We start from the raw sequence: 13,127 nt of genomic DNA on the forward strand, positions 1-13,127 counted from the left end.
TTTTTATCAAATCAGGGGAGATTTTATGAGCCAGTACGCTTATATCTTAGTTCTTATCAGTCTTGTCGTTCTTTTTCTCATCAATAAATACGAAAAAGAAAAACTTCAGAAACTCCTTCAGGAGCAGCTTTTGAAAGACGAAACTTTCAAAGCAGATATCCGCGAAAGAATCCAAACAACAGAGAATATCAATGATATCATCGCCTACATCAACAAGAGCTATCGTTTGGGACTCATGCTTTCCAAGGAAATCACTGATCAACTCAAATAATCAAAATCCGAGAAGTCTTCTTCTCGGATTTTTCTCTTCTTCATGAAACTTATAATGAGCTTCAGGACTGTTAATCAAGGCCTCTTTCTGAAATTTTCTATATATTTTCAAAATTTTCTTGCATTTTTCCTGACTTTCTTGTAGAATAGAACTTATCTATTCAGATTATTCTGAAAATTCAAAAACGGGAGGTTTTTATGTCACAAGTTACTTCATCACACCAGTCTACCTGGGCAAGCAAGCTAAAAGCAATGGGACCCGGAATCCTAATGGCTTCCGCTGCAGTCGGAGGTTCTCACATCGTATCCTCCACTCAAGCTGGTGGTTCTTATGGTTGGTCACTACTCCTCTTAGTTATCTTGGCCAATATTTTTAAATACCCATTTTTCCGTTTTGGTGCTGAATACACAGCAGATACTGGAAAGACCTTGGTTGAAGGCTATGCAGAAAAAGGAAAACTCTATCTCTGGATTTTCTTTATTCTCAATGTCTTTTCTGCCTTGGTCAATACTGCCGGTGTCGCCATCCTTTGTTCAGCTATCATCGCTAGTGCCTTTCCAATGATTGGTCTTAGTATCACTCAATGGTCTCTTATACTTGTTGCAGTCATCTGGGCTATGCTGCTCTTTGGTGGCTACAAACTATTGGATGGTATGGCCAAATGGATCATGTCCGCCTTGACTATTGCAACTGTTCTTGCCGTCATCATTGCTGCAGTTAAGCACCCAGAATACAGCTCTGATTTTATCGAGAAAACACCTTGGCAAATGGCAGCCCTCCCCTTTATCGTTTCCCTTCTAGGATGGATGCCTGCCCCTATTGAAATCTCAGCTATTAACTCACTTTGGTCAGCCGAAAAGAAAAAGACCGTCAACTTTAATACAGAGGATGCTCTTTTCGACTTTAACGTTGGCTACATTGGAACAGCTATCCTAGCTGTATTCTTTGTGGCACTAGGAGCGCTCATTCAGTATCCTACAGGTCAAGCAGTTGAAGCTGCTTCTGCCAAATACATCTCGCAATTTGTGGGCATGTATGCCTCTGTCCTTGGCGAATGGTCTCGATATTTGATTACCTTCATCGCTTTCCTCTGTATCTTTGGGACAGTAATTACTGTCATCGATGGCTATTCACGTGTCAATCAGGCCTCCCTTCAACTCTTGGCAAATCAAAAAGAGGATAATCGTAAATCTTTGAACATCTGGATGACCATCACAGCTATCATTGGTATCGTCATCATCAAGTTCTTTGCCGGTCAAGTTTCAACCATGCTCCGCTTTGCCATGATTGGATCTTTTCTTACAACACCATTCTTTGCCCTTTTGAACTATGTCTTGGTCGCAGGTGAAAATAAAAATCTTCCTTCTTGGTTGAAACTCCTCGCCATTGCAGGATTGATCTTCCTCTTTGGATTTGCCATCTTCTTTATCTATGCACTTGCCATCGGAAAAGCAGGCTAGTTCACAAAGCAGCACCCTCGTCTGGGGTGCTTTTTTCTGCATTCAAAAGGCAGTTGAGAAAACCTAACTGCCTACTTGAACGATTCTAACTTTCTGAGTCCAATCCATATAAGTCCGCGATAATCGCTGCGACCTTTTTAATATCTCCCAGCATTCCTCTCATTTCAAAGTCAGCCAATACAGGGAAACCAAAGCGCTGGCTGTACTGCTTGGCAGTCAGACAGTATTGGTTATTAAAATTGCGATTACCAGAGCCCACTACACCAAAACACTTACTGGCATTGTCTCCATAGGCGATAAAATCACCCACTGGAGTCGTTAAAATCTCAACATCGCCGTTATCGACACCATTTCCACCTTCCAGATAGGTCGGCAAGAAAGCGACATAGGGATGCTCCATTTCAAAGAATTCTTGACCTTCCTTGACCAGATCCTTGATATGAATCTTTTGTACCTCAATCCCTTCGTACTGAGACAGGAGATAGTCCTTGAGTCGGGTTACAAAACTCTCTGTATTCCCACTCAAACTGATATACACTAAGGATATTTTTTTCATGTTGACCTCGATTTTTATGTTTACGATATAAAAAGAACTAACAAGATTGTAACTTGATAGTTCCCTTTTGTCAATACTTAGGCTGCTTCTTCTGCTTCAACTTCCTCAGCCAAATCTTTTTGTTGACGCCACATCTTGTAAAAGACAATGACAAGGAAGAGGACATTGATAACAACAAATAAAATCGTTGTTCCCTTTCCAAGAACTTCTGTTCCTAGTCGCAAAGTTTCATCACGGATAGCTTGTACAGCATCTTGCATACCCATATAAGTATAAATCGAACCAACAATGGCAAGCAAAACATAAGCAATGTAAGCATAATTTGCATATTGCAAATGATTACGAACCAAGAGCACAATACCTGCGACTACTAAAATCGCAGATAAAATAATCAAAACGATGTTAACAGTCGAATGCGATAATTCAGCTGTCTTATGTAGATAATTAATCGTATCCTCCAGCTGCTGAGCGCTAATGCCTTGTGCTTGTGCTTGACTGGCACCTAGTGCTTCTTTACTAGGTACTGGACTTAGTATTCCAAACAAAGACATAGCTGAAATCAATGCTGATAGGACTAATAAAACCCAAAGATAAATAGGTTTCTTTTTCATAATTTTTCCTCCTTAAGGTATTTTGGACATTATAGCATTTTTTGCACGTAAATACAAGTTTTACAGGGAACTTTCGACTTGTTTGCGGTAAGCTTTTGGTGATTTTCCGCACAATTTACGGAAAACCTTGTAGAAATATCCAACATTGCTGTAACCAACAGCATAGCAAACATCTTCAATACTATCATTGGTTGAAAGTAAGAGCTGTTGCGCTGCCTTAATCCGCTGTTTGTTGAGCAATTCCGCAAAGCTTGAGTTGGTTTCTCTTTTGATTAGCTGACCGAGGTAGACAGGATTGATAAAGAGATCCTTGCTGATATCCTTAAGCGAAAGCTCTTTCTTATAATCACGCCCGATGACTTCAAGAACACTCACCACATTTTCATTCATGCGGTACTGGCCAAAAAACTTAGTCAAGGTTTCTTTGATGTAGGCAACCAATTCTTTAAAGGAGTTAATAGCATGGATGGCTTTGACAATCTCAGTCATATCATCCGCTTTTAGATGCTCAAACAAGTGGAAGACATCCATGACAAACTGAGTAAAGAGTTGTTTGGTGATAGCCACGCGCGGTGTGTTCTCTAAGACAACCTTCTCCAGTAGGGTTAATTCTTCAATGATTTGATTGATATTTCCTTGGATAATCACGCGATAAATCGGTTCATAATAAGCAAATAAACTCTCGGATTTTTCTAGATTGACTGAACCGTAAAAGAGGGCTTTTTCAGCGTTGATCTTCCATTTTTCAAAGGCTTGTTGGTAGGGTGCTTCAAAAGGCGTTACTACGATTCCATCTAGTGGTTGATCAGAGATAAAAATCTGCCAGTCTTGACCTAAAACATAGTAAGGAACAGTGAAAGATCCTTGTTTTTCCTTTGAAAGACCTATCCACCAGCTGTCTTTACCTGCTAAATAGTTGGTAAATCCCTCTTCATCCAATTCTTGGCTGAGAGTTTGACTTTGCTCCACCTTTTCCTGAAGCTGTCTCGCAATTTTTTCTAATAGATGACTCAACTCCACCTTATCCACTGGCTTCACCAAATAATCCACGACACTAAGGTTCATGGCTTTTTTGACGTAGTCAAACTCCTGATAACCAGACAGCAAGATATAATAGGTATCTGGAAGTAGCTCTTTCATTTCCCTAATCATCTCAAGCCCTGTCTTATCTGGCATATTGACATCGGAAATGATCACATCTACTGGATTTTCCTTGACGTAGTCCAATGCATCATCTGCGTGATTAGCTGTTGCGACGACTTGCATATCCCATTTTTCAAAGGGGATTAATCGCTTGAGTCCCTCTGTCACCATATACTCGTCGTCTACTAATAAAACTTTATACATTTCCCTTCCTTTCTATTCATTTTGAATAGTAATACGGTAACGAACACCTTCTTGCTCAGCTGACTCTACACTGATTTGGTAGCGATCCCCAAAATAGAGGACAAAGCGTTCGTGTACATTGACTATTCCAATTGATTGCCGCTCTCCGCTATAGCTTGCCTCGTGCTCAAAACTTCTCTGAGTTAGTTTTTCTTGCAAGCTAGCTAGTTTCTCAGCAGTCATCCCGCGACCATTGTCTACCACTAGGATTTCAACAAATCCCTCACCCTTCAAGACCTTGATGCTGATCACATTGTCTGTTCGGCGGTGGTCAATACCGTGGGCAAAGTAGTTTTCGACCAATGGTTGAAGCGTAAACTTGGGGATCTTCATATTTTCTAATTCGGGTGCAATCTTAAAACCATAGGCAACTGACTTTGGATAACGCACCATACAGAGATAGCTGTATTTGCGACAAAATTCTAATTCTTGTTTCAGCGTCGTTTCCCGCTCGTTGGAGATATTATTGCGTAGTAAACTGCTAAATTCATAGATAATATCCGCCAGTTCATCTTGGCTTTCCATGACGGCATACATGCGCAGAAACTCTAAGGTATTGTACATGAAGTGAGGATTGATTTGAGCTTGTAAGGCCCGCATATTGGCATCTTTTTGACTGAGCTCTAGCTGGTAAATATCGTGGATATTCTTTTCCAGGCGATCCAACATATCATTGGTGGTTTCTGCAATGAGAAGCAACTCTTGGTCTTTTTCAGAAGTATCGATCCGAAGTCCCTCTTCTCCTTGAGCAATCACCTCGATAGAATCTACTAAATCTACGACCTGCCTTTGGTAATTGGAGAAGGTCTGCCTCAAGGTCACATATAAAATAATAATAAAGAGAACACTCAAACCAACAATGACAGCGGAACTAGTTAAAGTCCCAGTAAGAACAAAATTCTTGGGAACTGCTGATTGGACTTGATAGCCATGTGATGTCAAACCAACAATCCAATTTTCCCGTTCAGCTACTACATTTTCCCCTATATGAAACAATTCAGTATCAAAAGGGGAAGTAATCGTCACGGCCACAGGAATCAGACCGCGAGTATTATCAATTGCTTGGTAAAGTACATCCTGCGATAAAGAAATGTAGATAACACCTAGAGACTGATCGGAGTTAGGATCAAGTACTGGTATGGCAAAACTATTGGCTGCTGGTTTGAAATCCTCAGCAAGAATTTTCTCTCCGCTACGTTTCTCTCTAGTGGAAACGTAGACTTCCTTGTAGTCTTGCAAAACAATTGCAACACCTGTCACAAAATCATTACGAACATAGAGATCGTCGATATTTTCATACAAGGATACTGAGACATAGGGAGACGCTTTACGTTGCAACAGCCAGTAAAAATAATCCGATGTACTCAGACTAAAATACTTGTAGATCCCTTCAATCCGTGCTCGATTTTCAACCAGTTCCTGTGCTAGCTGAGTCGACTCTCTGTGGTAATATTCAATCTCACTCACTGTCCGAGTCGTCACACGTTGAGCTACTCGTTGAGCTTCTTTTTCACGAGAACTCCAGTCAGCATAGGAGAGCATGACCGCAAAGCTTGCAATGATGACAATCATCACCAAGGTATAGATGCGCAAGAGCGAGTGGAGCCAGAACGGCTTCATTTTATTTTGTCGCCAATTTTTCATGGATACTTTCATATACGGGTTCCAACATATCACTGATAAAGAAATGCCACACCCCAATTCCTACGAAAAAGAGGAGGGCAGGCATATAGTAACCAATTCCTGCAAGCATGACCGTACCAAATAAAACCTTGGCAATTGCCGGTAAATTCATAAAAATCCCGATAAGAGCGAGTTTTACAGTATTTCGATAAGAGAGCTCATAGTGAACTTGGAGTTTCAATGAAACGGTATAAGCCAAAAAAACAAAGGCAACAACAAGGATATTGAGAAAGGTTGCCAAGAGATGGAAGATAGTCTGATGGGGCAATTGAACCAAAAGGTACAAACCATAGATTAAGACTAAATCTACAAGTACAAAACTATAGAAAGCTAGGTTACTCTTGACAAAGTTACTCTTATACAATTCCCAAGCTTCTTTCAAACTATAAGCCCGATAAGTATAACCGTTCTCCGCATATAAACTCATAAGAGTTGCACTAGCTGGTGCCAAACCAAAGACTACACCTCCTGCTAGTGTCAATAACCAGAAAAAAGTCGTCGCAATCATTCCTAAAAAGAAACGATTAAAGACGAATTCTAGAAACTTTCCCATAATATCCTCCTTAAAACAACTATGTAACTATTATATCATATTTCAAACGTTTTCAAAAACATAGAGCACCCATTTACAATCCTCTAAAAGCGTGATACAATTGATTTTGACAGTTTTATATAAGGAGATTCTCATGAAGAAAAATATCTTAACTACCCTCTTAGCCGTCGTTCTCTACTTCCTCTGTCTAGGAATCGGAGTATTACTTGGACACTTGGTAGACTCAACGGGCAATATGTTCTACGCGCCTGCCTTTTCTGCCCTTGTCGGGGGGAGCGTCTACATGCTTCTTTTAGCAAAAGTTCCTCGTTTTGGAGCGATTACCACTCTCGGACTCTTTATGGCTCTCTTTTTTCTAGCTAGTAAACACGGCGCTGGTGCCTTTCTACCAGCTATCACTTGCGGTCTTGCAGCAGATGCTATCGCTCGCCTCGGCAACTATAACGATCGAATCAAAAACACCCTCTCCTTCCTCGTCTTTGCTTTTAGCACAAGTGGTCCCATCCTCCTCATGTGGATCAGTCCCAAAGCTTATGAAGCAACTCTACTCGCTCGTGGAAAATCCCAAGAATACATTGACCGTATCATGGTCGCTCCAGAGTGGGACAAAATTTTTCTCTTTGTCGCAAGCATTCTCCTTGGTGCCTTAATTGGTGCTTTGCTTGGGCAGTTTCTAAGTCAAAAAATAGCCGATAAAAAAATATAATGTAAAAGCCCTGAAGACTAGCAATGCCTAGTTCCAGGGCTTTTTAAATATACAATCTTAAAATTCACTATAGATAAATTCTTGGATGCTCGAAAAATCGGTCACAAAACAGTAAATCACAATGCTTAAGATAACCGTATAGAAAAATAGTGTCCACAAGATTAAACGATGTGTGTTAGTTAGCTTGGTTTGCAAATTTGTAAAGTTCTTTTTCAACTTCCATCCATCCTTTCACTCCAACGTGCATCACGTCAAATAAAAAGTAATCATCATACTCTCTGTTTCCATAGTTTAGCACCGTTGCACCATGGCTTTTTGCGACATCTTCTATTTTTTTATAAGTTTTTTCCCGCATTTCTCTTGAGACTCCTGTGTAGTCGTTCCATTTCCCGTTTACTGGGAAAATAATAACCTCAACTTCAATGCCCAATTCCTTAGCAACTGTCAAGAAAAGTTCCATATCTGAATACTCCGGTGACTCTAAGTAGCTCAAATCTTTGTTAGAATCTTTCAGCGATGCATAGCGATCTTTCAAGTAAGTATTGTAGTAGTTATTATCCACCGCATAGTCATTGTTGTCTGTTTTCTTTTTGACCTCTTCTACAAACTGATTCGTCATTTTCTCCCAATCATAGTCTGGGGTTTTGTCTCCTGATGAGGGATAATCTGATTTCTCATGATTTTCATAAAATTTTCGTTTGAGTTTAAAGGAATACATCGCCTTATCGAACTCTAATAGTTTTTTATCAACAATGGTTCCTTTTCCATCTATGAAATAACTTTTGTATTTTTTGTAGATGTCATTTTGTTGCTTGTTCCCCTTAGTAATCTCGATAATGCGATTGATTATTTTTTCTTTCGTTTCTTTACTAACCTTGTCATTATCTAGCATATGGAAAATATGTTCCTGAGAAGCCTTGTTCAAAAAGGCATCTTGATGGGTCCCATCTTTTTCAAACCACTGAACAGACTCTACTATAGCTACTTTTCGCTTACTCATAGATCCTTCAATAGAGCCCAAGGTCGTAGCCTGAATAATGTTTTGAGAATAACTGGTCCCAATCTGCATGATATTAAAATCGTTGTAGTTAAAAATTTTATTGGGATGATAGTCTTCATTTATCGTCGCAACCAACTCAGATGACCCCAATAAAACCAGTGTATTGGGAGTGATATTGCTTGTTAAAATATCTCTACTTTTATACTTTTCATACGAAGTGCTATAACGAATACTGTTATCCTTGACTTTATAATAATCATCAATTTTCTTGACATACGTCACATTTAAAAGGGCAAGCGTCGCAATTACGAGCACAAGCGATAGTAAAAATGCTTTTAATTTAATCATTTCGTTTTATCCTATCCCTTCGATCTGTCCGATCTCTTTTCAATCTCTTATCTCTTTAAAATCGTCAGTAAGATTTTATAGGGTTCACCTGAAAAGATAAAGAAACCAACCATAACCAGATTCATGGTCACAAACCAACTTAATAGCTTATACCATTTTTTGTTTTTATTTTTCTTATAAAAATTGCTTTTCTTTTGATACACTTCAAATCCAGCCATCAAGACACCATGGTAAAAACCATAAACAATATAGCTTACACTAAGACCATGCCAAAAACCCATGACCAACATATTGACCATATAGGCATAGGTTGCATTGTATAGTCTATTTTTAAACCATTTTTTCCTGATAACCTGCATCAATACTCTTGAAAATACAAAATCTCTCAACCAGGTCGACAAGGTGATATGCCATCTGGTCCAGAAATCCTTGATATCGACACTCAAGAAAGGTTTGTTAAAGTTCATCGGTGTCTGAATACCTAGAATGTTGCTACTTCCAACGGCCATTAGACTATAGCCTGCAAAGTCGAAGAACAGATACAAGGTATAGAGGTACATATACTTGATTGAGTAAACGACTGTGCCAGTATTATTTAGAGTGAGTAACATCTGGTAAACATAGGTTGATAAAACAACCTTGTAAAGAAGGCCTAGAACGATACGATACACACCGTCCCCTGCTAACTCTAGATACTCTTTTCGGGGCATGACCTCGTTTATCTCTTTTAAAAATCTCCTACTCCGATCAATCGGACCAGCACTAACTGTTGGGAAAAAGAGCAAAAACTGTAGATAATCTTTTACACTGATTTTTTCTTTGATCAAGCCATCCGATATTTCTAGCATGATCTGAATGGTCTTAAAGGACATATAGGAAATACCAATAAAGGCCAACAAATGCAGAGAAGTCAGGGCAAAGACTTTATTGATCACCAAAGGAAGAATGGAAAGGAAAACCAGTGGTTTCAACCGCTTTGCTTCTATCCTCTGTGCTAGAAAAACCAGAAAATATTGGTAAACGATAAAGGCGAGCAAATAGACTATCATCGCTCGACTCTTGCCATAAATAGCTCCTGCGAATAAGAGGGAGAGCGCCAAAATATAGTAGTCCTTACGTTTTTCAAAAAAGTTTACCACAAAACCAATCAGTAAAACTACAAACAAGAGAAGGAAAAACTCATTCCCCTCGAAATAATTCATATCAACCGAACTCCTTTTTCATTTTCTCATCTCGCTTCAAGGTTTATCTTTCTATTTTTTTCCTATCTTATCACCAGAGAGAGTTAACTTTATCTATTATACCATAATTTAAAAACTTTAAATGCCCCTGTTGGCAAATGTTGGCAGCCTCCTAGAACAAAAAAGAACCCTTCGGCTCTTTTTATTTATGACTTAATTTCTTGGTCAAGAAATCTCCCAAGAACTGAATCGTGAAGATAATCAAGATGATAATGATGGTTGCTAAAACTGTAACATCGTGATTGAAACGGTTAAATCCATAAGCGATGGCTACGTTACCGATACCACCAGCTCCGACCGCACCAGCCATAGCTGTTTCACCGACTAGTGAAATCAAGGTCACAGTCGTCACACGGATCAAATCTGGAAGACCTTCTGATAGGTAAACACCCACGATATCCCAGAAGGTCGCTCCGCTTGCTTGAGCCGCCTCAATGACACCGCCATCCAGTTCAGCCAAGACAACCTGCACTTGACGGGCAAAGAAGGCAAAGACCGCAAAAGAAAGTGGGACAAGGGCTGCATTGGGCCCAATACTAGTCTTAACAATCAAGTGAGAGAGTGGCGACAAGATTGCCAAGAGGATGATAAATGGTACCGCACGGAAAATAGAGGTGATCTTGTCTAAAATCCAGAAGATAACCTTATTTTCCAAGACACCACCTGGCGCTGTCAAGACAAGGAAGAGACCTGCCACTAGCCCCAAGAACCCTCCGATGATGAAGGAAAGAACTGTCATATAAAGAGTTAAGTAGATGGCTGTTCCCCAGCCTGCTTGACCGGCCCAGCCCATTTTATAGACATTTGGTAAATAGGTTTGAATCAATGATTCCATCTTACTGTCCTCCCTTCAATACTTTTAGCTGTACACCTGCTTGACGAATGGCTTCTTGAGCACCTGCTAGCGCTGCTTTTTCCCCTGACAAGACCACAACCAATTCTCCAACAGGAGTACCATCAAGAATTTCAATATTTCCATAAAGGATATTAGCCGTTACTTGGTAATGTTTGTACAATTCATTCAAAAGTGGCTCGTCTGTTGAAGCCCCTGCATACTTGAGCTGCACTAAGATACTGTTCTCAGATAAGTGCTCTACGATTTCTTGCTTCTCAATCTTAACCATGGCTTCATCAATACCTGTCGCAGTTGAGATAAAGTCTTGAGTCAAAGGTTGTTTAGGGTCTGAGAAGATTTCAAGGACACTGCCCTCTTCAATCAAATGTCCATCCTGCATAACTGCCACACGGTTGGCAATGTCTTTGACAATCTGCATCTCATGCGTAATCAAAACAACGGTCAAACCTAATTTTTGGTTCAAATCTTGCAATAAGGCCAAAATCTGCTTGGTTGTCTTAGGGTCAAGGGCAGAAGTTGACTCGTCTGAAATCAAAATTTTCGGATCATTTGCCAAGGCACGCGCAATGGCTACACGCTGTTTTTGCCCTCCTGATAGTTGTGAAGGGTAGTTTTCAGCACGATCCGCCAAGCCAACTAAGTCCAACAACTTAGCTACTTTAGCTTTCTTTTCTTCCTTGCTGAGTCCAGAGTGCTTAAGGGCAAAGGCTACATTCTCCTCTGCTGTCTTTTGACTCATCAGGTTAAAGTGCTGGAAAATCATCCCGATATCCTGACGTTTACGACGCAACTGCTCTGCCGTCAAGGTTACCTTGCCATCAAAAATGACGTCGTCATCAATGGTAATTTTCCCAGCAGATGGCTTTTGCAAGAGGTTAATCACCCGTACAAGAGTGGATTTCCCTGCTCCAGAATATCCAACGATACCGTAGATATCCCCTTCTTGGATGTGAATGGTCACATCCTTGACCGCTGTGATGGTTCTCTTCTTCTGGTGAAAAGTCACATCGATCTGATCTAACTTGATAATATCTCTACTCATAGCTTCTAATCAGCTCCTCTACTAATTCAATATGGGTGTAGTAATCGGCGATTCGCACATTTTCATCTCCACCATGGTCTCGGCTATTGGCATTCCCTAGACCGAAGGCAACCATCGGTACCTCTAGGGCATCAAAGACCGTATGCATAGGTCCTGTCCCCGCTGTTGTCGGCAAGACTGAAACGCCCTGTGGATAGAATTTATTGGCCAACTCGATTACGTTGAGAATGGCTGGCGCGCTCATATCGCTTCGATAGCTCATCTCTCCCAAGGTATAGTATAATTCTACCTTATCAAAGCCATTTTTGTCTAGCTGTTTCCGAATTTTTTCCAGAACATCATGCGGTTCTAGACCAGGAACCAAACGAACCTCTAGCTTGGCACTGGCTTCTGCTGGCAAAATCGTTTTCACTCCTTGCCCTTGGTACCCTGACTGAATCCCTTCGATATTAAGGGCTGGCTCGAAAAAGAAACGTTTTAGAAAGGCTGCACGATCCTCTTGTAAGAGAGGCAATTCCAAGCCATAAATGCGACTGATTTCCCCGGGATTGCGTTGGGCGTAGGTATCTACCAAGGCTAGTTCTCGTTCATTTGGCTCTTGAACATCCTCGTACAAGCCTTCTACCAAGATACGGCCATCTGCTGCACGCAGGCTACTTAAGGCCTGGATGAGATACCATGGAGCTGATTCCACGACACCACCATAACTCGAGTGGATATCCACATCCGCACTTTTCACCTTAGCATCAAAGGTTACAATGCCCTTGTTTCCGCCAGAGATTTCTAGCTGTTCCAAGGCGTTCTTGGTCCCTTGTTCCCAGACTAGTAAATCCGCCCCACGAAGTTTGTCTGCGTGTTTCTCTAAATACTTATCTAGATCCATGGAAGCAGACTCCTCTGCCCCTTCCATGATAAAACTGATATTGACAGGTAGGTCATCGTGGTGCTGCATATACTTTCTCAAAGCACTCAAACGAGCCGTGATATGGCCTTTGTCATCGTCAACCCCACGTCCATACATAAAGCCATTTCGTACCGAAAGAGTAAAAGGATCCTCTGTCCACACCTGGTCACCATCCGCTGGCACGGTATCATAGTGATTATAGAAGATCAAGGTCTTAGCATCTGGACGCGAACTCTTGAAATGCGCCATGACAAAGGGAGCCGTGTGGCTCTCATCAATCTCCACTTCAGCTCCTACACGCTTGAAAATCTCACCCAGATAGTTTGCGACTTCCTTGAGTCCAACCTGTTGGGCAAAGACTGATTTCTTGGAAATTAAGGTGCGCAAGACTTCAAAACAATGTTGGGCCACATGATCCTTTTCAAATTTTTCAATCTGCTCTTGTTCGCTAGGAAAAACCATTTTCTCTCTCCCTTTCTACTACGTACTTGTGTCCTTGGAACGACTGCA

General features: G+C 40.8%; 13 protein-coding genes. 3 read left to right on the top strand and 10 right to left on the bottom strand.

Going from position 1 to position 13,127, the window contains the following annotated elements:
* Positions 1-25 precede the first annotated feature (25 nt).
* Both FGK98_RS09230 and FGK98_RS09235 read left to right on the top strand, forming a co-directional pair.
* Positions 26-271 (top strand): MarR family transcriptional regulator, encoded by a 246-nt coding sequence (locus tag FGK98_RS09230; protein WP_138100910.1) that lies wholly within the window; start codon positions 26-28, stop codon positions 269-271.
* Positions 272-468: 197 nt separating this feature from the next.
* Entirely contained in the window at positions 469-1,731 is a 1,263-nt protein-coding gene (locus tag FGK98_RS09235; protein WP_138100911.1) for an NRAMP family divalent metal transporter, read from the top strand.
* An 85-nt stretch (positions 1,732-1,816) separates the two neighbouring features.
* Here the strand turns inward: FGK98_RS09235 and nrdI are convergent, their stop codons facing one another.
* The 5 genes from nrdI to FGK98_RS09260 all read right to left on the bottom strand — a co-directional run bounded on the left by nrdI (position 1,817) and on the right by FGK98_RS09260 (position 6,520).
* Entirely contained in the window at positions 1,817-2,287 is a 471-nt protein-coding gene (gene nrdI, locus FGK98_RS09240) for a class Ib ribonucleoside-diphosphate reductase assembly flavoprotein NrdI (protein WP_084945706.1), read from the bottom strand.
* A gap of 77 nt (positions 2,288-2,364) precedes the next feature.
* A complete protein-coding gene (locus tag FGK98_RS09245) occupies positions 2,365-2,898 on the bottom strand; it encodes an ABC transporter permease (protein WP_138100912.1) in 534 nt (177 codons plus the stop codon).
* A gap of 60 nt (positions 2,899-2,958) precedes the next feature.
* A complete protein-coding gene (locus tag FGK98_RS09250) occupies positions 2,959-4,245 on the bottom strand; it encodes a response regulator transcription factor (RefSeq protein ID WP_138100913.1) in 1,287 nt (428 codons plus the stop codon).
* Between the two features lie 12 nt (positions 4,246-4,257).
* Positions 4,258-5,928, bottom strand: coding sequence for a sensor histidine kinase (locus FGK98_RS09255; RefSeq protein ID WP_138100914.1), 1,671 nt, complete (start codon positions 5,926-5,928; stop codon positions 4,258-4,260).
* Positions 5,906-6,520 carry a YesL family protein gene (locus tag FGK98_RS09260; protein WP_138100915.1) on the bottom strand — a complete coding sequence of 205 codons (615 nt, stop codon included), beginning with the start codon at positions 6,518-6,520 and terminating at the stop codon, positions 5,906-5,908. The genes FGK98_RS09255 and FGK98_RS09260 overlap by 23 nt, the downstream gene beginning before the upstream one ends.
* A gap of 133 nt (positions 6,521-6,653) precedes the next feature.
* Between FGK98_RS09260 and FGK98_RS09265 the strand changes: the two genes are divergently transcribed.
* Complete coding sequence (locus FGK98_RS09265) at positions 6,654-7,226, top strand: MptD family putative ECF transporter S component (protein ID WP_138100916.1); 573 nt, start codon at positions 6,654-6,656, stop codon at positions 7,224-7,226.
* Between the two features lie 175 nt (positions 7,227-7,401).
* Here the strand turns inward: FGK98_RS09265 and dltD are convergent, their stop codons facing one another.
* From dltD to FGK98_RS09290, 5 genes are all read right to left on the bottom strand, one after another.
* Positions 7,402-8,574 (bottom strand): D-alanyl-lipoteichoic acid biosynthesis protein DltD, encoded by a 1,173-nt coding sequence (dltD, locus tag FGK98_RS09270; protein ID WP_138100917.1) that lies wholly within the window; start codon positions 8,572-8,574, stop codon positions 7,402-7,404.
* 47 nt (positions 8,575-8,621) lie between these two features.
* Positions 8,622-9,776, bottom strand: coding sequence for a D-alanyl-lipoteichoic acid biosynthesis protein DltB (gene dltB / locus FGK98_RS09275; protein WP_138100918.1), 1,155 nt, complete (start codon positions 9,774-9,776; stop codon positions 8,622-8,624).
* Positions 9,777-9,957: 181 nt separating this feature from the next.
* Positions 9,958-10,650, bottom strand: coding sequence for a methionine ABC transporter permease (locus tag FGK98_RS09280; RefSeq protein WP_125848022.1), 693 nt, complete (start codon positions 10,648-10,650; stop codon positions 9,958-9,960).
* Position 10,651: 1 nt separating this feature from the next.
* Positions 10,652-11,713, bottom strand: coding sequence for a methionine ABC transporter ATP-binding protein (locus FGK98_RS09285; protein ID WP_000085662.1), 1,062 nt, complete (start codon positions 11,711-11,713; stop codon positions 10,652-10,654).
* Complete coding sequence (locus FGK98_RS09290; protein WP_138100919.1) at positions 11,706-13,079, bottom strand: M20 family metallopeptidase; 1,374 nt, start codon at positions 13,077-13,079, stop codon at positions 11,706-11,708. Before FGK98_RS09290 ends, FGK98_RS09285 begins: the two co-directional genes overlap by 8 nt.
* Positions 13,080-13,127 lie beyond the last annotated feature (48 nt).

Source organism: Streptococcus australis (assembly GCF_901543175.1).
In the GTDB taxonomy this organism is placed as follows: Bacteria; Bacillota; Bacilli; order Lactobacillales; family Streptococcaceae; genus Streptococcus; species Streptococcus australis_A.